The sequence below is a fragment of the Sphingomonas sp. Marseille-Q8236 genome, from assembly GCF_965112005.1.
Genome location: NZ_CBCOPO010000002.1, coordinates 1,102,696 through 1,126,725, shown reverse-complemented (window position 1 = coordinate 1,126,725; position 24,030 = coordinate 1,102,696). Strand labels below are relative to the sequence as shown.

The following is a 24,030-nucleotide window of genomic DNA, read 5'->3' as shown; positions in this document are numbered from 1 at the left end:
GAGCATTTGCGGGGCGAGCCCTGCAAACGATCCTGTCACTGATTTGTCGCAACGGCTTTAAGGAACGCGGCGATCTTGTCCATATCCTTGACGCCGGGCGCGCTTTCCACGCCGGACGAAACATCGACCAGCGGCGCGCCCGTACGGCGTATGGCTTCGGCAACGTTGCCCGCATCCAGTCCACCCGACAGCGCCCAGCGCAAGGGATGCCGAACGCCGTCGAGCAGGCTCCAGTCGAACCGCAATCCCATGCCTCCGGGCAGCGAGGCCTCGTCCGGCGTCTTCGCGTCATACAGGATCAGGGTGGCGGCACCGGCATAGTCGCGCGCCTTGTCCACATCGTCACGCACCTTGATGGCGACCGCGGCCCAGACCTCCTTATCGAACCGGGCACGGATCGCCGCCACGCGGGCGGGGGCCGTGCGATGAAGCTGGATGGCGTCGAGAGTCCCTGCCCGAACGGCGGCTTCGAGCAATTGGTCGTCGGGATCGACGAAGACGCCGACTCGTCGGACGTGATCCGGCACCCGCCCCGCGAGCCCGGCGGCGGCATCGAAGGTCAGATGCCGGGGCGAGGCCGGGAAGAAGACGAAGCCGACATGGCTCGCCCCGCCGCCCAGTGCCGCGTCGAGCGTCGCGGTCGTGGTCAGTCCGCAAATCTTGGCAGTGGTCGGCATGGCCTGTTCCGGGATGAGAGGAAATCGACGGAGAAAGGCGTCAAAGCGTGGCGGCAATGGCCCGTGCGGCGGCGTCGGGATCATCGGCCTGGGTGATGGGGCGACCGATGACCAGGATGGACGCGCCCGCGTCCACCGCAGCACGCGGGGTAACCACCCGCTTCTGGTCGCCGACCACGCCATTGGCCGGGCGGACGCCCGGGACCACGAAGAAGCCCTTCGGCCAAGCTTTCCGTGCCGCTGCGACTTCTTCGCCGGAGCAGACGATGCCGTCTACGCCCGCCTCCGCCGCCAGATCGGCGAGGCGACGGACATGATCGGCGGGGCTCCCGGTCACGCCGGTATCGGTCAGGTCGGTGGCATCCAGGCTGGTGAGCATGGTGACGGCCACGACCTTGGTTCCCGTCGGTGCTGCCGCCTTGGCATCCTCCAGCATCGCACGACCGCCCGCCGCATGAACCGTCAGGATCGCAGGCGCGAGCGGACCCAGCGACTGCACCGCCTTAGCGACGGTATTGGGAATGTCGTGCAGCTTCAGGTCGAGGAAGATCGGCAGGCCGATATGCGCCATCTCCCGCACGCCCGTGGCGCCATGCGCGCAGAAGAACTCCAGGCCGAGCTTCAGGCCGCCGACATGATGACGCACCTTTTGCGCCAGCGCCTGCGCGCGGGCCAGATCGGGCGTGTCGATCGCGACATAGATGCGATTGCTCATAAGGGGATCAGACCATGGGCTGGGTGGAAAGGGGGGCGGGCTCGACCGGGGCGGCATAGAGGCCGGTCTCGGTCGAGGAGGTGGCGGTCGCCAGCGCGCGTTCGGTTGCGTTCAACCGCTGCCGCAAGCGCCAGCGCGCCGCATGCTGCCAGATGAGCGTGGGGACCAGCCCGAGCAGAAAGGTCAGGAACAGCAGAAGCGGCAGGTTCACATCCGCCACCAGGCCGCCAACCAGCCGGATCGGCACAGTCGTCCAATTGCCCAGCGTGAAGGCCGCGGCCAGGAAGGCCAGCAGGCACCAGAACAGCATTTTCAGGAACTGCATGCGCTTCTCCGCCTAACCTATAACCGAACCGCGCAAGAGGCGGCCGGACATCGCTTGCGCGACGCGGTCTAGCCGCGTTGGTCCGGCATGACCAGCCTTCAGCCGATCTCGCGGCGAAGCGAGGCGATCAGCGGTGCGATCGCGGTGAGGCGATCCTCTTCTTCGTTCAGGATCGCCACGAAAGCTCGCCGCTTGAAGGCCGCGACCGCACCGGGTTTGAGGCGGATGGTCGGGGGGAGGGTGGAAACGGCGATGTCGATCATCCTCTCCGCGCCATGCAGCCGTCCCCAGAGATAGTCGTTCTCGCGGTAGCTGCGACTGAAGAACGCCCCGAAGGTCAGGAATTGAATGCCCTTCAGCGTCGCTTCCGCGCCGCCCGAGCGGATCGCGGTCGCGTCGTCGGGGGATATGCGATCGACCTTGATCGGGTCGAACTCGTCCAGACCCTCGCCCTGCAGAAGCGGTAGGGTCGCCACGTCGAAATAGGGGAAGCCAAGATAGGTCAGCAACAATGTGCGCCGCGCCGCGCGGGGTAGGCCCGCAAAGGCGCTCGCCAACCGCGCATCCGTTTCGCCGTCCAGGCGTGTCAGGTCGAGCCTTGTCCGCAATTCCTCGAGGACCCGTCCGCCGTCGCTCCGTACGGAACGGACGTCATGTGCCATGTCGGCATAGGCGCCGCCATTTTGCCGTTCCAGAAATTCGGCAAGCGATTCGTAGAGGGCGTCGCGAACGGGAGCGAGTTCCGTCTCGCTATGCTCACCCTCGAGTTCGGTCAGGCGGCGGGCAAGCAGCCGCAGGCGGCGGATGCGATAACCCAGGTCGAAGCCACGAAGGAATGCCTTTGCCCCTTCACTGGGGCCGCCGGTGAAGCCAATCGCTTCGCCATTGCCGCTTCGCGCGGCCAACGTCCGCTCGACCATCGCGCGAAGCCGACTGCGCCTCGCGGTCCCGTCGTCGCCGGTGGCCTCCGCCAGCATGGTCGCAATCATATCGACGACGCCCGCGATCTTCAGATGACCATAAGCGGCATAGCTGAACCCAGCCTTCGCGGCGGCGGCCGCTTGCGCTCGCACCCGCCAGGAGGCGAGACGGGCGGCGGTCGGGCGATCGAGGAAGAAGGTGCCGCCGAACAGTTGTTCGATCTCCTGCTCGACATTCTCGCGGATCGCGGCGACGATCGCCTGCATCCGGTCGATCCGCCCGGACCGGGCGGCGATCGCTTCCAGATTGTCGCGGATAGGCTGTTGTCGGGGAAGTTCGCTGATCGCGCCGATGATCGTCTGGAAGAAGCCGGGATGACCGCCGCCGCCGGGAAGGCGGAAATGCATGCCCGGAAAAGGGTCGATATAGACGAAACGCCGATCGACCTGCCGACGCGCCGGGCGGCGGCCGAGTGCGTCGATAGCGGGACGAAAGGGCGCGTTGACCAGCACCGAACCATCGATCAGCACCGCCTTGTCCGCTGCTCCGGCGGCATGATGGCGTGGCAGCACCCGGCGCAGAAAGGCGTCCCGCTCGGGCCAGGACTGATCGCGTGCTTCGAGGACGCGGTCGAGTTCGGCCACAGTGAACGGCGGGAAGGCCCCCGGAAAACTGGAGGTCGCGCGCGCGGCAAAGACGAGTTCGGGGACGGCCGCCAGCTTGCCGTCTCCGCTGTCGGTAAAGTCGACCACCATGCGATGCTCGGTCTCCACCACCTCGCCGGGCGAATGCAGCCGGAGCCGCTGCGGCTGGCCGGTAAAATCGGTAACGGTGACGAACAGGTCGAGCGGCTGGCCGGGCGGCAGAAGCCGCTTGCCCGCTGGCGCTGCGGCCATCCGGTCGAACGCCTCCAGCAACCGACCGGTAAAGTCGTCGGCGGCAAAGGGCGGCTCGAACCAGCGTGAGCGGATGAGATGGCCCAGCTTGCGGCGAACCTCCTCGCGGGTTTCCTCGTCCAGCCCTTCGATCTTGTCCCCGCTGCGCCCGGCGGCCATCCAGGCGATGGGGAGCGCCCACATCTTGGAGAAGCGCGACGTCGGCGCGGCATCCGGTGCGATCAGCGACTCGATGTCGGCTGCTTCCAGCCACAAATCGGTCAGGGGATCGAGCGACTGGCCGGTGGACAGTGCCTGCCCCAAAAAGATGCCGTTGATGCCGCCCGCGCTTGCGCCTGCGATAATGTCTGCCAGGATGCGAACCCGCACGCCGCCGCGAGCGGCCATTTCGTCGAGCAATTCATGATAGACCGCATCGACGGCCGAGGCGGGTGGATCCCCCTCATGCGAGGCTCGGCTGGCGCGAACCACGCGCCAGATCTCCTTGGTGATGCCGTGCATGTAGACGGCCAGGCTGATCCCGCCATAACAGACCAGCGCCAGCCGTAACTCTTTCTCCCGCATCAGCGCGGTCCGATCCTCGCCCAGATGGGCAGGTGATCCGATGCCTTTCGAGAGGTCGGGCTGGCATGAACCCCGCATTCGGCAATGCGGAGATCGGGGGACACCATGATCCGGTCCAGCCGTCCGATCGGGCGACGCGCGTGGAAGCTCGGGCCGGTATCGGCCATGGTGAAGTCGCGGCAGAAATCGCGCAGGCAGCCCGAACCGCGGGTCCACTCGTTCAGGTCACCCATCATCACCGTGGGGTGGCGATGCAGGCAACTCGCCAAATGGGACAGAATCGCCGCCGCCTGGCGTCGCCGCCATAGCCCGGACAGGTCCAGATGCATGCCGACGACGCGGATCACGCCGCCTGCGGTCCGCAGATCGGCCATCACGGCCCCGCGCGGCTCCAGCGACGGAAGGTGGATCGCCTCGAAGTCGAGTATCTGGGTCGATTTGCGGACGAGGATCGTATTGCCGTGCCAGCCCAGGGACCTGGCCTTCATACCATAGACGATCGGCTTCCAGTCGCTGTGATCGTCGAGCATGTGAAGGGGAATCACGCCCTCCCGGTCACCGAAGCGACGGTCCGCTTCCTGGAGCGCGATGACATCGGCATCGACTTCGCGCAGGACATCGAGGATGCGGTCGGGATTGCGGCGTCGATCGGCACCGATCCCCTTCCGGATATTATAGCTGGCGACCTTGATCATTCCGCGAATGTAACGCACCCCAACGGCTTTGGTGCCACATGGATCAAGCGCGACCGGCGGGAAATGGTGCCGGTTGAGGGGCTCGAACCCCCGACCCCCTGATTACAAATCAGGTGCACTACCAACTGTGCTAAACCGGCATTGCCGTCCCCATGCGTCAAGATACGCCGAAGGTCCAGCCCTCCGTTCGCGCGATCAGCGGAGAAAGCCCGGTTGGGTGCCATAGATCATCGCGAACGGCCATCTTGCGTAGCCAAGCCGAGGTCAGGATCGCATCGGTGCTATGATCGTCATAGCGGTCGAGGGGGCGATGCCGCTCGCTCCCCAAGGCCATGAGGGCGTCGTCCAGAGCTTCGGCGCTCCTGATCTTGCTTCGCCCGCGCGGTCGCCCGGCGTCGCGCGCGGCGATCGAAGTGTAGATTTCGACGACCAGCGCCCCAGTGGAGGGGATGGGATCGAACGGCCAGATCGCGACATGGCCATCGATCCGTCGAAGCAGACGCATCCCAGCGAAACTCGCCTTGGCGACCTGCGACGCGCCGATCGCATCATAGACGGTCGACGGTTTGCGACCGCCATCCGGCGCGATCTCGCATGCGCGCCAGTGAAGGAAGTCGGCCTTTTGCCCATCCGCCGCCCCGAAATAGAAATGCCGCCCGCGCCGGGCCTCCAGAAAGCTGCGAGCGCCCAGGTCGGGATCGTTGCTGCTATCATCGACATAATCCCATAGCGCGCGCGCATCCACGGTCGGCCGGTCGCCGGGCAGATGCGCGCCACGGGCGACGAAAGGGGCGGAAAAGCTGAAATCGAAACCGATCAACAGCGGCTCGGCGGCGCGTTCCAGCAACCAGGCCGCGACGCCTTCACGCGACCAGGCTCGACCAGGCGGCATGACGAGTTCGGGCGGCGCCCGGCCACTCCCGCACATCGCCATGCGGATACCCGGATGGGACGTGCCATGCGCGCCGGACCAGTCGATTGCGACGAAGCCGGTAAAGCGGTCAGGCGCGATGGCTGTCTTCTCCATCCTGTCGGCGCAACGCGCGCCTACGCTCTTCCCACCATGCCATCCGTTCGGCGATGCGCTTTTCCAGCCCTCGCCCGGACGGCTCGTAAAAATCCTGGGGCGGCAGTTCGTCCGGCCAGTAGTTCGCGCCCGAAAAGCCGCCGTCCGCATCGTGATCATATTGATAATTCGCACCATAGCCGATCTGCTTCATCAGCTTGGTCGGGGCATTCAGGATATTGGTTGGCGGCATCAGCGATCCGGTTTCCTTCGCCGACCGCCAGGCCCGTTTTTGGGCCATATATGCGGCATTCGATTTGGGCGCGGTCGCGAGATAGAGACAGGCTTGGACGATCGCCAATTCACCCTCCGGTGAGCCTAGAAAGTCATAGGCGTCCTTAGCGGCAAGGCATTGGCTCAAGGCCTGTGGATCGGCGAGCCCGATGTCCTCGACGGCGGCGCGTGTCAGCCGGCGCAGCACATAGAGCGGTTCCTCGCCCGCCGTCAGCATCCGCGCCAGGTAGTAAAGCGCGGCTTGCGGGTCCGACCCCCGGATCGACTTGTGAAGCGCAGAAATGAGGTTGTAATGCCCCTCCCGATCCTTGTCATAGACCGCGACCCGTCGCTGTAGGAAGGCGGACAGCCCGGCGGCGTCGAGCGGTTCGGGTAGATCGACCGCAAACAGCGTCTCAGCCTGATTGAGTAGGAACCGTCCATCGCCATCAGCGCTGGCGAGCAAGGCTTCACGCGCCGCCGGCTGGAGGGGTAGGGGGCGGGCCATCTCCGTCTCCGCCCTGGTCAGCAATTGTTCCAGCGCAGATTGACCGAGACGGTGCAGGATCAGGACCTGCGCACGGCTGAGCAGCGCGGCGTTGAGTTCGAAGGAGGGATTCTCGGTTGTCGCGCCGACCAGCGTTACGGTGCCGTCCTCGACAAAGGGCAGAAACCCATCCTGTTGCGCGCGGTTGAAACGGTGAATCTCGTCTACGAACAACAGGGTGCGCTGTCCCAGTCGGGCATGGTCGCGAGCTTCGGCAAAGACCTTTTTCAAGTCCGCCACACCCGAAAACACAGCCGAAATCGACGAGAACCGCAAGCCTACTGCTGCGGCCAGAAGGCGGGCGATCGTGGTCTTTCCGGTGCCTGGTGGTCCCCACAGGATCATCGACGATAGACGCTGTGCCGCGACCATCCGTCCGATTGCTCCTTCCGGCCCGGTGAGATGATCCTGCCCGACGACATCGCTTAACTGGTTCGGCCGAAGCCGATCCGCCAGCGGCGCGTCCGGCGATAGGGGAGGAGCGACAGGGGCGGGGTCCATACCCGCAAAGAGATCGGCCATGCCCATCATGTAGGAGATCGAAGCTCGATCGTCACCAACCCGTCTTAAGATATATCTCAATCTATCTTGACTTAAGCCCTCTGCGATATATCTTGATGCTATCGCAATAGGAGATTTCATGCAACATCATCATTTGGGCCGGATGCACGGCCACAGGCATGCGGGATCGCCTGGCTTCGGCTGGGATGACCTCGACGTCGGGATGCAGGGGCCGCGCGGCGGGCGGCGAGGCCCGTTTGGCGGCGACTGGTTTGCAGGCGGAGAACGTCCCGGCGGCGGGCGTCGCTCGCGCATGTTTGACGGAAGCGAGCTTCGTCTCGTTCTGCTCAAGCTGATCGCCGACGAGGCCCGGCATGGGTATGATCTGATCCGCGAGATCGAGGCCATGACCGGCGGCGCCTATGCCCCGAGCCCGGGCGTCATCTATCCGACCATGACCCTTCTCGACGAGATGGGCTTCATCGCGGAGCAGCATTCCGAAGGCTCCAAGAAACGGTTCGCCGCGACTGACGAGGGCCGCGCGCACCTGACGCAGAATAGCGAACGGGTCGAGGCCCTGATTGCCCGTCTGCGGGCGTTGGGCGAGCATCGGGATCGCATCGACGCCGCGCCGATCCGCCGTGCGATGGGCAGTCTTAAGGTCGCCCTCGGCCAACGCTTCGCCCGGAGTGATCTGTCGCAGGAGAGTCTGCACGACATCGCCGCGATGATCGATGAGCTTGCCCAGAAAGTGGAACGCCTAAAATGAACCAGTCCGTCGCCCGCGTGCCGACCCGCTCGGCCAGCCGCTATCTTCAGCAACTTGCCAAACATTGGTTGCACAAGATGGAGGTGGATTTCACACCGGAGGAGGGGACGATCTTGTTTCCCAACGGCTCCAAGCTGGAAATGCGTGCCGACAGCGACACGCTCGACATCGTGCTGACGGTGCCGGAAGCCGAGGACATCGCGCGGATGCGCGAAGTCGTTTCGAGCCATCTCGACCGCTTCGCCTTTCGCGAAGCACCGCTGACCTTCGACTGGCGCGAGGCTTAGGTCAGGAGTTTCCGGTAAAGAGCGCGCGATACGCCTCGATCACCGCGTCGTTCACCTTGTTCCACCGGTAATCGGCGACGCGGGCATGTCCCGCTTCGCTGAACCGGCGGCGCAACGCGGCATCGCTGGCAATCCGCTCGAGTGCGTCGGCATAGCCGCGAATGTCCCGTGCGCCGACCAGATAGCCCGTTTCCCCATTCACCACGAGATCCATCGCGCCCGTCGCATGGGCCGCGACCACGGGAACGCCCGCCGCCATCGCCTCTGTCGTGACATTGCCGAATGTTTCGGTGACGCTGGGGTTGAAGAAGATGTCCATCGACGCGACCGCCCGGCCCAGATCGTTGCCGGTCTGATAGCCCGCGAAGATCGCATCCGGGGTCGCCTTGGCGAACCAGTCCTGAGCGGGGCCCTTGCCGACCACCAGCACCTTGTGCGGAACCCCGCGCCGACGAAGCTCGGCCAGCGCATCCGCAAAGACGTCGAGGCCCTTTTCCTTGACCAGCCTTCCCAAAAAGCCGATCGCAACCTCGTCGTCCGCGATCCCCAGCGAACGCCGCCATTCGACACTGCGACGCGAGGGGCGGAACCGGTCATGGTCGATCCCGCGTGACCAAATACCCATGGGTGGCGTCACGCCCCATCCACGAAGTAGCGCGATCATGCTGGGGCTGGGGGCCACGACACGGTCGAACTTGTTATAGAAGCGCGTCAGCAACCGGATGATGGCGGGCTCGAGGAAGCCCAGCCCGTAATAGGCGGGATAGGTCTCGAACCGCGTATGGACCGAGGCGATCGACGCGACCCCATTTTCCCGCGCCCAGCGAACCGCGGCATGGCCCAGAAATTCCGGAGCGGAGACATGGACGATATTGGGCGCGAACGCTTCCAGATCGGCCCGGACCTTGGCCGGTAGCCCGCGCGCCAGCTTATAATCGGCCCGGAAGGGCAGCGGGATCGCGGGCACATCGACCAGGTCGCCGACAGGTGGGAATGCGGGCGTGGAAGAGGTCGGCGAATAGACGCGCACCGCCACTCCGCGATCGAGCAAATGCCCGACGAGCCGGTTCAGCGTCTGGTTCGCGCCGTCGCGCGTATAATTATAGTTGCCGCTGAACAGGGCGACGCGAAACGGGTCTGGGGTCATGGCGGTCGGCCCATAGCGGGCATGGCGCTCAAAAACTATCCCACTGCCTGTCCATGAACGATGTTCCATTTTCGTTCCACGGCTATTAGATGCACGTCATGGCCAAGGTTCAAAAGCGCTATGTCTGCCAATCCTGCGGATCGGTTTCCTCTCGCTGGCAGGGGCAATGCCCCGATTGCTCCGAATGGAACACGATGTTGGAAGAAGCGCCGGTGCAGGTCACGCCCTTTGCCGCGAAGCATAATCTTCAGGGCGGCGGCCGTGCGATCCAACTGGTCGGGCTGGATGCGGATATTCCGCTGCCCGATCGGATGGCCACGGGGATAGCCGAACTCGATCGTGCGCTGGGCGGAGGCTTTGTCGAGGGATCGGCAACACTGATCGGCGGCGATCCGGGCATCGGCAAATCGACGTTGCTGCTCCAGGCGGCGGCGAAGCTGGCGATGGCGGGAAAGCCTGTCGCCTATGTGTCGGGCGAAGAGGCGGCGGATCAGGTCCGGCTGCGCGCCCGGCGGCTGGGGCTGGGGCAAGCGCCGGTCCGGTTGGCGGCGGCGACATCGGTTCGCGACATCCTGACCACGCTATCGATCGGCACGCCGCCTGCGCTGCTTATCATCGATTCCATCCAGACGATGCACTCGGACCTGATCGAGGGTGCGCCCGGCACCGTCAGTCAGGTCCGAGCGTCGGGTCAGGAACTGATCCGCTTTGCGAAGGAACGTGGAACCGCCGTCGTGCTGGTCGGCCACGTTACCAAGGACGGATCGATCGCCGGCCCTCGGGTGCTGGAACATATGGTGGACACGGTCCTCGCCTTCGAGGGTGAGCGTAGCCATCAATATCGTATCCTGCGTGCGATCAAGAACCGTTTCGGCGGCACCGACGAGATCGGCGTGTTCGCCATGCAGACCGAGGGTTTGACCGAGGTCGGCAACCCGTCCTCTCTGTTCCTGACCAACCGGGAAGAGGGGGTGACCGGAGCCACCGTCTTCCCCGCGCTCGAGGGCACAAGGCCCGTGCTGGTGGAAATCCAGGCGCTGACCGTCCGGCTCGCATCGGGCGCGACACCGCGACGCGCGGTCGTGGGGTGGGACAATGGTCGCCTCGCCATGATCCTGGCAGTGCTGGAGGCGAGATGCGGGCTGAGCTTCTCCTCTGCGGAAGTCTATCTGAACATTGCGGGCGGCTATCGCGTGCAGGACCCCGCCGCCGATATGGCGGTGGCGGCGGCGCTGATATCCGCCCTGTCGGAGCGTCCAGTGCCGGCCGATGCGATCGTCTTCGGCGAGATCGCGTTGTCGGGTGAAATCCGCTCCGTCGCGCATGGGCCGCTGCGCTTGAAGGAGGCGGGCAAGCTCGGCTTCGAAAAGGCGATGGTCCCGCGCGCAATGGCTGGGGACGAAGGGGGGCTACGAATGACCGGGTTTCGGACCTTGGCCGAGTTCGTTGACCATATGCTGGGGCGGGGGTAGCGAAGAGGGGCGCGTGCCGCCATGTCCGTCCCTCGCCTGATGGCGAACATGGCCGCTCGTCATGCTTGGGATAAGGTATTGGACATAAAGCATTGACCGCCCTCGATATACTTGTCCTCATTGCGGTTTTCGGAGCAGCCATTCAGGGCTTCCTGCGTGGCTTCGTGACCGAGGTTCTGGCGCTATTCGCCTGGATCGCGATCGTCGCGGCGCTCAAATTATTCCATATTCCTTTGGCGCAAGCGCTGACGGGGGTCGTCGGGACGGTCTCGGGCGCGGCCGTTCTGGCCTTTGCCCTGATCGTCGCCGTTACCTATCTCGGCGGCCGCATGGTCGCCCGCGCGATCGGCAGCCGGACGCGGACCTCAATCCTCGGGCCGGTCGACCGGGCGCTCGGCTTCGGCTTCGGCGCGCTCAAGGGGCTGATCTTGGCCAGCCTCGTCTTCCTCGTGGTCGCGCTGATGATCGACACGGTCGGCGGCGGCCCGGCGCGGCGGCCCGAATGGATGGTGAAGAGCCGGACCTACAAGCTGCTCAACGCAACCAGTGCGGGCATTGCCGATTTTGTCGATCGTCGCCGTCGCGGCCTGCCGGTGTTCGGCGCGCCGACCCCCTCCACGGACAGCGGCCCCGCCAATGCCAGCGAGACCCCATCATGAACGCTCCCCTCTATAATGCCGAAATCCTGCGTCTCACCACGGCCATTCCCCATGATCGGCGTCTGGCCGACCCGATGGGCAGCATCGAGCGACGCTCACCCATTTGTGGTAGCCGGGTGACGGTCGACGTCAATCTGGATGCGGACGGGCGGGTGAGCGAGGTCGGGATGCTCGTCCGGGCCTGTGCCTTGGGCCAAGCGTCGGCGGCGTTGCTGTCGAACCATATCATTGGGCGTGACGCTCGCGAATTGGCGGCAGCGCGCGACGCTCTGGCCGGCTGGCTGGCGGGCACGCGGGGCGAAGCGCCCGAATGGCCCGGTCTGGATGTCTTCGCACCGGCTCTGACCTATAGCGCTCGTCACCCCTCGATCCGCCTTGCATTCGAGGCCGCGGCCGAGGCCGTCGACGAAGCCGCCGCAAAGGCCTGCGCCGATGCACGGTGAAATCTCGCTGTTGCGGGACGGGGCGATCCTGCTCGGCTTCGGACTGGCTTTTGTCCTCGTCTTCCGTCGGCTGGGCCTGGGCGCGACGCTGGGCTATCTCGTCGCGGGTGCGGCGGTGGGCCCCCATGTGCTGGGGCTGGTCGGCGACGCCGAGTCGAAGCTGGGTATCGCCGAGATCGGTATTACGCTTCTGCTGTTCATCGTCGGGCTGGAACTCAATCCGGCCCGGCTTTGGCGCATGAAGCATGAGATTTTCGGCCTAGGCTTGCTCCAGGTCGCGGCTTGCGGCCTGGCGATCAGCGGTATCGTGCTGCTTGCGCACTTCTCGATGGAGGCTGCCCTGGCGCTCGGCCTGCCGCTGGCCTTGTCTTCGACGGCGCAGGTGCTGCCGATGCTGCAATCCTCGGGCCGGTTGCGCACGCCCTTTGGCGAGCGGGCCTTTTCGATCCTGCTGTTTCAAGATCTTTCGATCGTCCCGCTGATCACCATCGTCGCCGCCATGTCGCGCAATCCCGCAGATCATGCCGGGCCGCCGGGATGGATCCTGGCGCTGGAGACGGTGGGAGCGATCGTCGGTCTGATCGTGGCGGGGCGGTTCCTCCTGAGGCCGCTGTTCCGCCTGATTGGCAATATGGGCGAGCGGGAGATGTTCGTCTTCGCCGGGCTGTTCACGGTCATTGCCAGTGCGGCAGTGATGGAGTTGCTGGGCCTATCCACCGCGCTGGGCGCTTTCATCGCGGGAGTAATGCTGGCCGATAGTCCGTATCGCCACGAGCTCGAGGCCGATGTGGAGCCGTTCCGCTCGATCCTGCTCGGCCTGTTCTTCCTGGCGGTGGGCATGATGCTCAACCTGCCGGCGATCATTGAGCGGCCGGTCTTCGTGGCGGTGATGGCGCTGGCCCTGATCGCGACCAAGACGCTGGTCATCTTTCTGATCGGGCTGGCCTTCCGGATGAACTGGCGCTCCGCCTTCGCGCTGGGTTTGCTGATGAGCCAGGGCGGTGAGTTCGGCTTCGTGCTGTTCGCGCAGGCGCAGGCAGGCTATCTGGTCGCGCCGGAGGCGGCGAGCCTGTTCGGAGCGATCATCACCTTGTCTATGGCGACCACGCCGTTCCTGATGCGCGCAACCCGCCGTATTCGCGAAGAACCGGTCATCATGCGCGGCGAAAAGCGGGAAGGGCCCGTCACCGACGGCGCCAACGCCCTGATCGTCGGCTATGGCCGCTTCGGCCAGACGGTGGCGCAGATGCTGATCGCCAGCGACATTCCGGTGACCCTGATCGACCGCGACATCGAGATGATCGACATCGCCGCCGAGTTCGGGGCGAAAGTCTATTATGGCGATGGTACCCGGCTGGACCTGCTACGACAGGCCGGCGCGGCGGAGGCGGAACTGATCCTGTTCTGCCTGGATGAAGACCAGATTTCGTTGGAGCTGCTGGAAAGCGTCCATGCGGCCTTTCCCAAGGCCTCGCTTGTCGTGCGTGCCTATGATCGCCGTGCGGTCTTGAGGTTAAAGGGCGGTCCGGCGTCCTATGTCGTCCGAGAGGTCCTCGAATCCGCTGTGAAGATGGCGCGGCTGGCGTTGGGAAGCCTGCAGATCGACGGCGCAGAGATCGATCGCGTCGAGACCATGTACCGTTCGCGAGACAAGGAACGACTGGCGGCGCAGGCGGCGTCCGGCGATCTGCGTGCCGCCAATGATCGGATCATCACGCAGGACGAACGAAAGGGCTGACCATGGGGTTGCTGGGAGTATTGGCGGCGCTGTCGGGTGCGATCGCGATCATGGCGGGGGCATTCGGCGCACACCGGGCGGAGGGGGTCGCGGTCGAGTGGTTGCGGACCGGCGGGCAGTATCAACTGATCCATGCCGTCGCCGCGCTCGTCGCGCTTCGGCTGGATACGCGCGGTGTGGCCTGGGCTTTCGTCATCGGTGCCGCCATTTTCGCGGGCACGCTTTACGCCATGGCGCTTGGTGCACCCCGTTGGCTGGGGGCGGTGACGCCGTTGGGCGGCACCATCCTGATCCTCGGCTGGCTGTGGCTGGCATGGACGCTTCGCGGCTGAGCGAAGCAAGCCGGGCTTCACCTGCACGAAGCGATGTTCTAGGGACCGGGTATGGCCGATCCATTCTATATCACCACCGCAATCCACTATCCCAATGGCCGTCCGCATATCGGCCATGCCTATGAAATGGTCGCGGCGGATGTCATTGCGCGTTTTCAGCGTCAGGCAGGGCGTGACGTGCTGTTCCAGACAGGAACCGACGAGCACGGCCTGAAAATGGCGCAGGCGGCGCGCGCGCGCGGCATTTCGACGCGCGAGTTCGCGAACGAAATGTCCAGCCATTTTCATGTGATGGCCGATCGTCTTGATATCTCGTACGATCGCTTCATCCGCACGGTCGACGCCGATCATTATGCGGCGAGCCAAGCGATCTGGAAGGCGATGCAGGACAAGGGTGACCTGTATCTCGACCGGTACGAAGGATGGTATTCGGTCCGCGACGAAGCTTTCTACGACGAGGCTGAACTGACGACCGGCGAAGACGGCACCAAGCTGTCGCCGCAAGGAACGCCGGTGGAATGGACGGCCGAGGAGACCTGGTTCTTCCGCCTGTCGAAATATCAACAGCCTTTGCTCGACCTGTATCGCGACAATCCCGACTTCATCCGTCCGGAAAGCCGGCGGAACGAAGTGATGCGCTTTGTCGAGGGCGGGCTATCCGACCTGTCCGTCTCGCGCACGAGCTTCGACTGGGGCGTGCCGGTTCCCGACAGTCCTGGCCATGTCATGTATGTCTGGGTCGATGCGCTGACCAACTATCTGACCGGTACCGGTTATCCGAATAAGGACAGCGAATTGGCGCGCTTCTGGCCAGCCAATCTGCACCTGATCGGCAAGGACATCGTGCGCTTTCACACGGTCTATTGGCCCGCATTCCTGATGTCGGCGGACTTGCCCTTGCCGCAATCGGTCTTCGGCCACGGCTTCCTGCTGCACCGGGGCGAGAAGATGTCGAAGTCGGTCGGCAATGTCGTCGATCCGATGGGTCTGGCGGATGCGTTCGGCGTAGATGCCCTGCGTTACTTCTTCCTGCGCGAAGTCAGCTTCGGCCAGGACGGCTCCTATTCCGCAGAGGCGATCGTGACCCGCGTCAATGCGGAACTGGCGAACAGCTTCGGCAATCTGGCCCAACGGACATTGTCGTTCATTGCGAAGAACTTGGAGGGTGCTCTTCCCGAGCCGGGGCGCAGCGACCCCGCGGATGCGGTGTTGATCGAGGAAGTCGTGGTCGCCTGTGCCGGTTTGAAGTCGGCGTTCGAGGACCTGATGCTGAGCCAGGGGATCGAAGCCTGGATGCGCGGCGTCTATGCCTGCAACCAGTATATCGACCTGCAGGCACCGTGGTCGTTGCGCAAGACCGATCCCGAGCGGATGCATGCGGTATTGGGCACGCTGGTGCGCGCCATCCGAATGCTGGCGATCGCGATCTTGCCGGTCACGCCGCGTGGGGCAGGGCTCGTGCTCGATACGCTGGGCGTCGACGAGCGCGATCATGCCGCCATCGATGATGACGGCTGGTATGCGCGGCGAGCGGCGAGCGGCATCGCACTCTCGCCCCCTACGCCGGCTTTCCCGCGTCTGGAAATTCCCGCCGAGGCGGAAGCCTGATGCTCGCCGACAGTCACTGCCACCTCAATTACAAGGGACTGGTTGAGGACCAGGCTGCGATCTTGAGCCGCGCCCGGGACCGTGGGGTCACCGCGATGCTGAACATCTCGACGCGCGAAAGCGAATGGGATGCGGTGATCGCCACCGCCGAGCGCGAAGCAGATGTCTGGGCCACGATCGGCATTCACCCGCACGAAGCCGATGCGCATAGCCATGTCGACACCGCCAAGCTGGTCGAGCGAGCCGCGCATCCCCGCGTCGTCGGCATCGGCGAAAGCGGGCTGGACTATTATTACGACCATAGCGACCGCGAACGCCAACAGGCGAGCTTTCGCGCACATATCGCCGCCTGTCGGGAAACAGGCCTGCCGCTGGTGGTGCATACGCGTGATGCCGAGGAAGATACGGCTGCGATCCTTGCCGACGAGATGGGGAAGGGGGCCTTTCCCGGCGTCATCCACTGTTTCACCGCCAGTGGAGATTTTGCCGATAAGGCCCTGTCATTAGGCTTTTATATATCCATTTCGGGTATCGTGACATTCAAGAATGCCAAGGAGCTGCAGGCGACGGCGGCAAGGTTGCCGCTGGACCGATTGCTGGTCGAGACGGACGCGCCCTTCCTCGCGCCCGTGCCGCATCGTGGCAAAACCGGCGAGCCGTCTTTCGTGGCGGACACCGCCGCTTTTCTGGCTGACCTGCGAGGGGAATCGCTGGACGCACTGACCCGTGCGACCGCCGAGAATTTTCACCGTCTGTTCGCCAAGACCCTCGCGTGAAGATCCGGATCCTGGGCTGCGGAACCTCGTCGGGCGTTCCCCGGATCGGTAATGACTGGGGCCTGTGCGATCCGAGCGATCCGCGAAATAGACGGATGCGTTGCTCCGCCCTGATCGAGCATGCGGGGACCCGCATTCTCATCGATACGGGGCCCGATATGCGTGAACAATTGCTCGCGGCGAATATCGGTACGGTCGATGCGATCATCTGGACGCATGATCATGCCGACCATTGCCACGGCATCGACGATGTACGGCAGATTTATCACGCACTCGGACATCCCGTAGCCGGTTATGCGCGGCCGCGTACCGCGGAGGCGCTGGAACGTCGCTTCGGATATGTGTTTCAGGGCAAGACCGGCTATCCGCCGACCGCGACGATGACCACGTTGGGAGACGAACTCGTCATCGGGGACATCCGCATCCGATCGGTTGACCAGCCGCATGGGCGGATATTTTCCGCCGGCCTACGCTTTGATTGCGGTGATAAAAGTGTCGGCTATGCCACGGATTTTCATGATTTAACACCGGAGATGGCTGAGCTGTATCGCGGCGTGGATTTGTGGGTGGTCGACGCGCTTCGCCGCTATCCGCATCCGGCCCACGCCGATCTCTCGGCCGTTCTGACCTGGATCGAAGAGTTAGGGCCCCGAGAAAGCGTGCTGATCCATATGGATCAGTCGATGGATTATACCACCTTGTGTCAAGAACTCCCCAATCGCGTTCGGCCGGGCTATGACGGGATGGAAGTCGCGCCATGAGCGGCGATCAGGCCATGGACTTCCTCTATTATGGCCTGATCCCGTTGCTGCCGCTCAGCGCCTTGGTCGCGCGACGCATCCCGATCGGTCGGACGCTGCGCATGGGGCTGATCTGGGTTGGGATTTTCGGCGTCGCGTTTCTCGTTATCGCGCAACGCGATCGGCTCGTGAAAATGATGCCGGGCAATACGGCGCCAGACGGGACGGTCAGGATCGCGATCGGTGCCGACGGACATTTCTGGGCGGATGTCCGCATCAACGGCGTTGAACGCCACATGCTGGTCGACAGCGGCGCAACGACGACCGCTTTGTCCGAGGCGACGGCCAAGGCCGCCGGGCTCGACTTGGGCGAAAGTCCGTTCGCTAGCATGGTGGAAACGGCCAATGGCAGGGTCATCGCCGACCATGTCAGCGTCCAACATCTCGTCATCGGACCGATCACCTTGAACGATGTGGGGGCAATCGTATCGCCCAGTTTCGGCGATCAGGATGTGATCGGTATGAACGTCCTGCGTCGGCTTCGATCTTGGAAGGTGGAGCAAGGGGTGCTCATCCTCAACGCTCCTAAGTGACGTAGTTTTACATAATATATATTATCGAATGGAAGGAGCATGGATGGTGGACCGCCTTCTGACGATCATGAAACGCCTGCGCGATCCCCAGTCGGGTTGCGAATGGGACGTTGCACAAAGCTTTGAAAGCATTGTGCCCTACACGATCGAAGAGGCCTATGAAGTGGCGGATGCGATCGCACGTGGCGACATGGCGGACCTCAAGGACGAGTTGGGCGACCTCCTCCTCCAAGTCGTGTTCCATGCGCAAATCGCGGAAGATGCGGGACAATTTGCATTCCCGGATGTCGTCAATGCGATCAGCGACAAGATGGAGCGCCGCCATCCACATATCTTCGGTGACGTGGCCGAGGGCGGCCATCACCTTTGGGAGCAGATCAAGGCGGAGGAGCGTCAGGCCAAGGCGGCGGGCGGTACGCTGGACGGCGTTGCCCTGGGGCTGCCGGCTTTGATGCGGGCAGAGAAACTGCAGAAGCGCGCTAGACGTGTCGGTTTCGATTGGCCCGATACCGAAGGTCCCCGCGCAAAGATAGACGAGGAAATGCGGGAAATCGCCGAAGCCACGCCCGACACGATCGAGGAAGAGTTTGGCGACCTGCTGTTTGCGGTGGTCAATTGGGCGCGTCACTGCGGAGTCGATGCCGAGGCGGCCCTGCAGGCGGGCAATCGCAAGTTCGAGCGCCGGTTCCGCGCCATGGAACAGGAAGCGGGTGAAGGCTTCGCGGCGCTCGATCTGGAAGGCAAGGAAGCCCTATGGCAGCGCGTCAAGCGCCGCGACGGCTGAACCGGTCATAATCGGGCGGCGAGAGGCGGACATCATAGACGGCCTGCTCGCCTTCGATCGTCTGATCCAGTACCTCGCCGTGCGCATGTAGCCAGGCGGCCCCGGCCCCATCGCCCGCATCCAGCGTGACGCGGTAACGACGATGCCCGGAGGTCAGCGCTGCCGCCACCTGCTCGACCAGATCGTCGATGCCCTCCCCCGTCATGGCCGAAACCGCGACGATATTAGAACGGCGCTCCGCCTCAACGAGCAGATCGTCGCGGATATCGCCCTCAACAAGGTCGATCTTGTTCCAGGCCTCAAAACGCGGCGTTTCGGGATCGACGCCGATTTCGGTCAGCACCGCCTCGACATCCGCCTGCTGCGCCTCGCTATCCGGATGTGCGATGTCGCGGACATGGATCAGCAAGTCAGCGGATACGACCTCTTCCAGCGTCGCCTTGAACGCGGCGACGAGTTGGGTCGGCAGGTCGGATACGAAACCGACCGTGTCGGACAGGATCGCCTTATCGATCCCCGGCAGGCTGATCTGTCGCAATGTGGGATCCAGAGTTGCGAACAGTAGATCTTTCGCCATAACGTCAGCGCCCGTCAGGCGATTAAACAGCGTCGATTTCCCGGCGTTTGTGTAGCCTACCAGCGCAATCACCGGCCATGGGGCGCGTTGCCGTCGGTCACGGTGAAGGCCGCGCGTCCGGCTTACCTGATCGAGTTCGCGCCGTAACCGCGCCATGCGGTCGCGGATCATCCGACGGTCGGCTTCGATCTGCGTTTCGCCAGGACCGCCCAGGAAACCGAAGCCACCCCGCTGACGCTCCAAGTGAGTCCAACTGCGAACCAGACGGCCTGCCTGATAGTCCAGATGCGCCAGTTCGACCTGGAGCCGCCCCTCGGCCGTCGCAGCACGCTCGCCAAAGATTTCCAGGATCAGGCCGGTCCGGTCGATGACCTTGGCCTCGAGCGCGGTCTCGAGATTGCGTTGCTGTACGGGGGTCAGTGCGCCGTCGAAAACGACAAGCTGCGCCTCCTCCATCCGCACCTGTTGCGCGACCTGTTCGACCTGGCCGCTACCGATCAGGGTCGCGGGCTTGGGCGCGCGGACGCGTAACGCGATGCGCTCCACCACGTCGAGGCCGATCGCCATGGCGAGTCCCGTCGTCTCATCGAGGCGTGCATCGGCGTCCCGCGCTGCATCACCCTGATCCGGCAGGACGATAACGGTGCGGGCGCCGCGCGTGAATTCACCGCGATCGCGATCGAAACCGGCGCTCAATCCTCGGCCGATCCTGCCTGCTCTTCGGCCAGGTTCAGCGGACGTGCCGGCTGAATGGTCGAAACGGCATGTTTGTAGACGAGTTGCGCCATCCCTTCACGCTGGAGCAGCATGCAGAACAGGTCAAAACCCGCAATCTGCCCCTGCAGCATCACGCCATTGATCAGGAACATGGTGACGGGGTCTTCCGACTTCCGCACCGCGTTCAGGAAGATTTCCTGCAAAAGCGGGTTCTTGCGCTGCTGTTCGTTGACGCCGTCTACGATCGCGGCGACATCCAGTGGACCGGACGGCATGATGGTGGAAATGGCGTGCTTGTAGATCAGCTGCGACTGCCCATCCCGGCGTAGCAGCACAGAGAAATTGTCGAACCAGGTCACGATGCCCTGGAGCTTCACACCCTTGACGAGGAACATGGTAACGGGCGCCTTGGAACGGCGCAGCGCGTTGAGAAAGAGGTCCTGGAGCGAACCCGTCTTGTCGGCCATGGTCGAGCCCTTGTTCTTGGCGGGTCCGTGCCCGCGAATAGCGCCGTTTCCCGGCGTCGGAACCGCGCCCGTGGACCGGGCGCGGCCAATATCTATGGTTTCGGCACCCATTCGTCCAGAGGCGATGGGGTGGGCATGTCGATCATTCGTCGCGCGTCTCGCTGATCCCCAGCAGCTTCAGCTTGCGATGGAGCGCCGAGCGCTCCATCCCGATGAAGCTCGCCGTACGGGAGATGTTGCCCGAAAAGCGGCGAATCTGGACGCGCAGATATTCGCGTTCCCAACTCTCCCGCGCCTCGCGCAACGGCGCCCCCATGATCGCGGTGGCGCCCCCACCCCCCATGTCGGCCCCCTCGCCCAGTACCTCGGCGGGCAGAAGGTCGAGGTCGATCCGGCCAACCCGGTCTCCTGGCGCCAGGATGATGGTACGCTCGACGACGTTACGTAGCTGACGGACATTGCCCGGCCAGTCGTAGGACTGCATCGCCACCATCGCGTCAGGTGCGATTTCGGGCGTGCGGACGCGACGTTCGGTGGCGTAGTGCGCCATGAAGTGCTCGACGAGCGGCGGAATATCCTCGCGCCGTTCGGAGAGCGAAGGGATGGTGACTGGCACGACGTTGAGGCGATAATAGAGGTCCTCGCGGAACCGCCCCTCGGCGATCTCCTGAGTCAGGTCGCGTGCGGTGGCGGAGACGACGCGGACATCGACCTTGACGACGCGCGTTCCCCCGACACGGGTGAAGCTCTGGTCGGTCAGCACACGCAGGATGCGGGCCTGGGTCGCGATCGGCATGTCGGCGATCTCGTCCAGAAACAGCGTGCCGCCATGCGCTTGTTCGAGCAGTCCGGTTCGGACGAGGTCCCCCCCCTCCTCCACCCCGAACAATTCCTCGTCGACGCGTTCGGGCGTCATTCGCGCCGCGCTGACGACGACGAACGGCGCACTGGATCGATTGCTCCAGCCATGCAGAAGCCGCGCCGCGACCTCCTTGCCGACCCCGGCCGCGCCCATGATCAGCACGCGGCTGCCGGTGGCGGCCACCCGCTTCAGGGTAGCGCGAATGCCATTGATGGCGCTAGACGAACCGGTCAGATCGGTTTCGCGTCCGGCGCTGGCCCGCAGCGAGGCGTTCTCTCGCCGCAACCGCTCCGTCTCGGTCGCGCGACCCACCATCAGCAGCAGGCGTTCGGCCTCGAACGGCTTTTCGATAAAGTCCGCAGCGCCCTTGCGGATCGCGGCCACGGCCGTGTCCAGATTGCCATGGCCCGAAATTACCAGAACAGGGATCGAGGGATCGCGACGCTTGATCTCGTCCAGCAGTTCGAGGCCATCCAGCTTGGAGCCTTGCAGCCAAACGTCGAGCAGCACGAGAGACGGACGGCGAACGGCCACCGCCTCCAGAGCGGAATCGCTGTCCGCCGCGACGCGGGCGTCATAGCCCTCATCCTCCAGCACGCCCGCGACGAGTTCGCGGATATCGAGTTCGTCATCGACGACGAGAATGTCCAAAGCCATGATTCTTTACGTCCGAGTACGAGTCAAAGCGGTGAGCTGGCCCTCCCCAGCCAGTTCGGGTTCGGCGCCACCCTGATCCAGCGCCGCCAGGGCGCCGGCATCGAACATCATCGAAACGATGGTGCCGCCGGTAGGATTGTCGGAAAAGCCGATCGTGCCGGCATGTTCCTCGATGATCTTGTTGACGATGGCCAAGCCCAGCCCCGTGCCCCGCGCCCGCGTCGTCATATAGGGTTCGATGATCCGATCGCGCTCGGGTGGCAGGCCGACGCCATTGTCCGCGACAGTGATGGTCACCATGCCGCCCTGCTGCCCCACGGTCATCATGACGTGCCCGCCCTTCATCCCCTCGGGCCGCGCCTCGATCGCCTCGACCGCGTTCTTGACGATGTTGGTCAGTGCCTGGCTCATCTGGCGACGGTCGCACACCATCATCGGTGCAGGATCGTCCTGATCCATTTCGAAGCGGATCTCGGAGTGCGCGACTTCGTGGAGGAACATGGCCTGGGCGCAGATGTCGGCAATCGCCTCTTCGCGGAATACCGGCTTGGGCATCCGGGCGAAGGATGAGAATTCATCGACCATGCGGCGCAGGTCGCCGACCTGGCGGACGATCGTCTCGGTGAGGCGTCCGAATGTCTGATCCTCGGGATCGATGACCTTGCCATAGCGGCGCTGAAGCCGTTCGGCCGCCAACTGGATGGGCGTCAGCGGGTTCTTGATCTCATGCGCGATACGACGCGCCACGTCGGACCAGGCGGCCCGGCGCTGGTCGAGCAGTTGCTGGGTGATGTCATCGAAGGTCAGGATCGGTCCGTCGGCGGTTTGTGCGATACGAACCGCCAGAGTGCGCATGTCGCCGTGCAGCGCCACCTGAACCGTCGCCTCACGGCGGCCCTGATCGAGCAACGCATCGAGTTCGGGCGCGACCTCGACCAGCCGGTGGCCGATCAACCCGCCCGGCTCGGTGCCCAGCAGCATGTCGGCGGAACTATTGGCGATGCGGACCTGCCGATTGGCGCCGATAGCGACGACGCCCGCGGACACGCCTGCCATCACCGCCTCGATCAGCGCGCGACGATTGTCGAGCTGCGCGTTCGCGGTCACCAGTTCGGTATTTTGCTGCTCCAACTGTCCCGTCATCTGGTTGAAGGCATTGGCCAGCGTACCGACTTCGTCCCGGGTCCGGGGGTCGGGGACGCGCGCGGTCAGGTCGCCGCCTGCGATGCGTCGCGCCGCGTCGACCAATTCGCCTACCGGGCGCACCAGGCGATCGGCGACCGCCAGCGCGATCCAGACGGCGATTCCGACGATGAGCAGGGCGACGAAGAACAGGGCGATGTTGAACTTGAGCTGGAGCGACCGTGCTCGTCCTTGAAGCGCCCGATACCCCTCGACCACATCCTCGGCGGCGAAATGCTGTTTGCTGAGGAACGCGGCGTTCACGCTGGTCCCGACATAGAGCATGATACCGCTGCTGTCGGGCAAGGGGGTGACCACCCAGACGCGTTGTTCGTTGATGCCGACCTCTGGGCGGTTCGAACGGCTGGCCTGGCCCATCATCTCCGGCGTCACCAGCTCACGAAAGCTGGCGTCGGTCGGCTGATTGAAGAAGTCGTAGAATTTAAAGCCTTGCTTGGGATCATAGGAGAAGAGCACCGCCTCCTCCATGTCCCGCACGATGGTCTGCTGAACCAGATAGTCGTGAAAGTCGCGCCGATTCTCGCGTAGCACGGGAAGATTGCGGCCCAGGTCCTGCGACATGGCGCGCCCGGCAAAGACCCAGCGGTTGATGATCTGCTGCTGCGACTGGCGGGCTATGTCCATCGCGTCGCTGAACGCCTTGCGCGCCCGATCGGAGATCCAGAATTCGGCGGACGACTGGAACATCATCGACGCGGTGACGACCGTCAGCAGGATCGGGACGCTGGCGGTGAGCGAGAAGATGGCGACCAGCCGGACATGCAGCCTTCCGCCCCCGCCCACGGCGGACTCCGCCGCACGTCGCATCGCGACCCGCCGGCCGAGCAGCATCAGCAACAGGATGGCAGGAACCAGGTTAAGCGCCAGCAGCCCCGCGATGACCGGCGGCGCGATCAATCCCTGCGCATCGTGCCGCTGTTCGATGAACCAATAGGTCCCTGCCGCGATCGCCACCGCGCCGATGATGATCGCGATCTCCATCACCGGCGTCACCGCGAAGCGGGATCGCGGTGGTTCGGCAGGAACAGCAGGCTTTAGAAACGCCAACATCGTTGCAATCGTACAACGTGAAGCGTGAC

At 64.2% G+C, this 24,030-nt stretch carries 24 protein-coding genes and 1 tRNA gene; 12 read left to right on the top strand and 13 right to left on the bottom strand.

What is annotated here, in order from left to right; translation table 11 throughout:
• Window positions 1-35: 35 nt before the first annotated feature.
• The 8 genes from ACWPWT_RS17695 to ACWPWT_RS17660 all read right to left on the bottom strand — a co-directional run bounded on the left by ACWPWT_RS17695 (window position 36) and on the right by ACWPWT_RS17660 (window position 7,141).
• Window positions 36-677 carry a phosphoribosylanthranilate isomerase gene (locus ACWPWT_RS17695; protein ID WP_261269551.1) on the bottom strand — a complete coding sequence of 214 codons (642 nt, stop codon included), beginning with the start codon at window positions 675-677 and terminating at the stop codon, window positions 36-38.
• A 40-nt stretch (window positions 678-717) separates the two neighbouring features.
• The gene (gene pyrF / locus ACWPWT_RS17690; protein ID WP_261269550.1) at window positions 718-1,392 is read right to left on the bottom strand and encodes an orotidine-5'-phosphate decarboxylase; all 675 of its coding nucleotides are present in this window, start codon (window positions 1,390-1,392) and stop codon (window positions 718-720) included.
• Between the two features lie 7 nt (window positions 1,393-1,399).
• Window positions 1,400-1,717, bottom strand: coding sequence for a hypothetical protein (locus ACWPWT_RS17685; protein ID WP_261269549.1), 318 nt, complete (start codon window positions 1,715-1,717; stop codon window positions 1,400-1,402).
• A 98-nt stretch (window positions 1,718-1,815) separates the two neighbouring features.
• A complete protein-coding gene (locus tag ACWPWT_RS17680) occupies window positions 1,816-4,098 on the bottom strand; it encodes a patatin-like protein (protein ID WP_454280778.1) in 2,283 nt (760 codons plus the stop codon).
• Window positions 4,098-4,793, bottom strand: a complete 696-nt coding sequence (locus ACWPWT_RS17675) for an endonuclease/exonuclease/phosphatase family protein (protein ID WP_261269547.1) — start codon at window positions 4,791-4,793, stop codon at window positions 4,098-4,100. The genes ACWPWT_RS17680 and ACWPWT_RS17675 overlap by 1 nt, the downstream gene beginning before the upstream one ends.
• A 64-nt stretch (window positions 4,794-4,857) precedes the next feature.
• Window positions 4,858-4,933 (bottom strand) — tRNA-Thr (locus ACWPWT_RS17670).
• 17 nt (window positions 4,934-4,950) lie between these two features.
• Window positions 4,951-5,820, bottom strand: coding sequence for a hypothetical protein (locus tag ACWPWT_RS17665; protein WP_454280777.1), 870 nt, complete (start codon window positions 5,818-5,820; stop codon window positions 4,951-4,953).
• Window positions 5,795-7,141, bottom strand: coding sequence for a replication-associated recombination protein A (locus ACWPWT_RS17660; protein ID WP_454280776.1), 1,347 nt, complete (start codon window positions 7,139-7,141; stop codon window positions 5,795-5,797). Before ACWPWT_RS17660 ends, ACWPWT_RS17665 begins: the two co-directional genes overlap by 26 nt.
• A 118-nt stretch (window positions 7,142-7,259) precedes the next feature.
• On the opposite strand from ACWPWT_RS17660, the gene ACWPWT_RS17655 reads away from it, so the two are divergent.
• Together ACWPWT_RS17655 and ACWPWT_RS17650 are read left to right on the top strand one after the other, a co-directional pair.
• Window positions 7,260-7,889 (top strand): PadR family transcriptional regulator, encoded by a 630-nt coding sequence (locus ACWPWT_RS17655; RefSeq protein WP_454280775.1) that lies wholly within the window; start codon window positions 7,260-7,262, stop codon window positions 7,887-7,889.
• Window positions 7,886-8,176 carry a DUF2218 domain-containing protein gene (locus ACWPWT_RS17650; RefSeq protein WP_454280774.1) on the top strand — a complete coding sequence of 97 codons (291 nt, stop codon included), beginning with the start codon at window positions 7,886-7,888 and terminating at the stop codon, window positions 8,174-8,176. The genes ACWPWT_RS17655 and ACWPWT_RS17650 overlap by 4 nt, the downstream gene beginning before the upstream one ends.
• 1 nt (window position 8,177) lies before the next feature.
• Here the strand turns inward: ACWPWT_RS17650 and ACWPWT_RS17645 are convergent, their stop codons facing one another.
• Window positions 8,178-9,323, bottom strand: coding sequence for a glycosyltransferase family 4 protein (locus tag ACWPWT_RS17645; protein ID WP_454280773.1), 1,146 nt, complete (start codon window positions 9,321-9,323; stop codon window positions 8,178-8,180).
• Window positions 9,324-9,421: 98 nt separating this feature from the next.
• Here ACWPWT_RS17645 and radA point away from each other — a divergent pair, with 98 nt between their 5' ends.
• The 10 genes from radA (at window position 9,422) to mazG (ending at window position 18,468) form a co-directional block, all read left to right on the top strand.
• Complete coding sequence (gene radA, locus ACWPWT_RS17640; RefSeq protein WP_261269606.1) at window positions 9,422-10,795, top strand: DNA repair protein RadA; 1,374 nt, start codon at window positions 9,422-9,424, stop codon at window positions 10,793-10,795.
• A gap of 92 nt (window positions 10,796-10,887) precedes the next feature.
• Window positions 10,888-11,454 (top strand): CvpA family protein, encoded by a 567-nt coding sequence (locus tag ACWPWT_RS17635; RefSeq protein ID WP_261269541.1) that lies wholly within the window; start codon window positions 10,888-10,890, stop codon window positions 11,452-11,454.
• Complete coding sequence (locus tag ACWPWT_RS17630; RefSeq protein ID WP_261269540.1) at window positions 11,451-11,897, top strand: iron-sulfur cluster assembly scaffold protein; 447 nt, start codon at window positions 11,451-11,453, stop codon at window positions 11,895-11,897. The genes ACWPWT_RS17635 and ACWPWT_RS17630 overlap by 4 nt, the downstream gene beginning before the upstream one ends.
• Window positions 11,887-13,635: a cation:proton antiporter domain-containing protein gene (locus ACWPWT_RS17625; protein ID WP_454280772.1), complete on the top strand. Its 1,749-nt coding sequence runs from the start codon at window positions 11,887-11,889 to the stop codon at window positions 13,633-13,635. Before ACWPWT_RS17630 ends, ACWPWT_RS17625 begins: the two co-directional genes overlap by 11 nt.
• 2 nt (window positions 13,636-13,637) lie before the next feature.
• On the top strand, window positions 13,638-13,967 hold the full coding sequence (locus ACWPWT_RS17620; RefSeq protein ID WP_261269538.1) for a DUF423 domain-containing protein: 330 nt from the start codon (window positions 13,638-13,640) through the stop codon (window positions 13,965-13,967).
• 51 nt (window positions 13,968-14,018) lie between these two features.
• Window positions 14,019-15,575 (top strand): methionine--tRNA ligase, encoded by a 1,557-nt coding sequence (gene metG / locus ACWPWT_RS17615; RefSeq protein WP_261269537.1) that lies wholly within the window; start codon window positions 14,019-14,021, stop codon window positions 15,573-15,575.
• Window positions 15,575-16,351 (top strand): TatD family hydrolase, encoded by a 777-nt coding sequence (locus ACWPWT_RS17610; RefSeq protein WP_261269536.1) that lies wholly within the window; start codon window positions 15,575-15,577, stop codon window positions 16,349-16,351. Before metG ends, ACWPWT_RS17610 begins: the two co-directional genes overlap by 1 nt.
• Window positions 16,348-17,112, top strand: a complete 765-nt coding sequence (locus tag ACWPWT_RS17605) for an MBL fold metallo-hydrolase (protein WP_454280771.1) — start codon at window positions 16,348-16,350, stop codon at window positions 17,110-17,112. The genes ACWPWT_RS17610 and ACWPWT_RS17605 overlap by 4 nt, the downstream gene beginning before the upstream one ends.
• Window positions 17,109-17,684, top strand: coding sequence for a retropepsin-like aspartic protease family protein (locus tag ACWPWT_RS17600; RefSeq protein WP_454280770.1), 576 nt, complete (start codon window positions 17,109-17,111; stop codon window positions 17,682-17,684). The genes ACWPWT_RS17605 and ACWPWT_RS17600 overlap by 4 nt, the downstream gene beginning before the upstream one ends.
• Window positions 17,685-17,727: 43 nt before the next feature.
• Window positions 17,728-18,468 carry a nucleoside triphosphate pyrophosphohydrolase gene (mazG, locus tag ACWPWT_RS17595; RefSeq protein ID WP_454280769.1) on the top strand — a complete coding sequence of 247 codons (741 nt, stop codon included), beginning with the start codon at window positions 17,728-17,730 and terminating at the stop codon, window positions 18,466-18,468.
• On the opposite strand, the gene hflX is transcribed toward mazG, so the two are convergent.
• From hflX to ACWPWT_RS17575, 4 genes are read right to left on the bottom strand one after another with little or no spacing between them, the layout of a single operon-like run.
• Window positions 18,449-19,741 carry a GTPase HflX gene (hflX, locus tag ACWPWT_RS17590; protein ID WP_454280768.1) on the bottom strand — a complete coding sequence of 431 codons (1,293 nt, stop codon included), beginning with the start codon at window positions 19,739-19,741 and terminating at the stop codon, window positions 18,449-18,451. The two genes, mazG and hflX, sit on opposite strands and share 20 nt — an antisense overlap.
• Window positions 19,738-20,340: an RNA chaperone Hfq gene (gene hfq, locus ACWPWT_RS17585; protein ID WP_261269531.1), complete on the bottom strand. Its 603-nt coding sequence runs from the start codon at window positions 20,338-20,340 to the stop codon at window positions 19,738-19,740. The genes hflX and hfq overlap by 4 nt, the downstream gene beginning before the upstream one ends.
• 31 nt (window positions 20,341-20,371) lie before the next feature.
• On the bottom strand, window positions 20,372-21,748 hold the full coding sequence (ntrX, locus tag ACWPWT_RS17580) for a nitrogen assimilation response regulator NtrX (protein WP_261269530.1): 1,377 nt from the start codon (window positions 21,746-21,748) through the stop codon (window positions 20,372-20,374).
• Window positions 21,749-21,754: 6 nt separating this feature from the next.
• Window positions 21,755-24,001 (bottom strand): ATP-binding protein, encoded by a 2,247-nt coding sequence (locus tag ACWPWT_RS17575; RefSeq protein WP_454280767.1) that lies wholly within the window; start codon window positions 23,999-24,001, stop codon window positions 21,755-21,757.
• Window positions 24,002-24,030 lie beyond the last annotated feature (29 nt).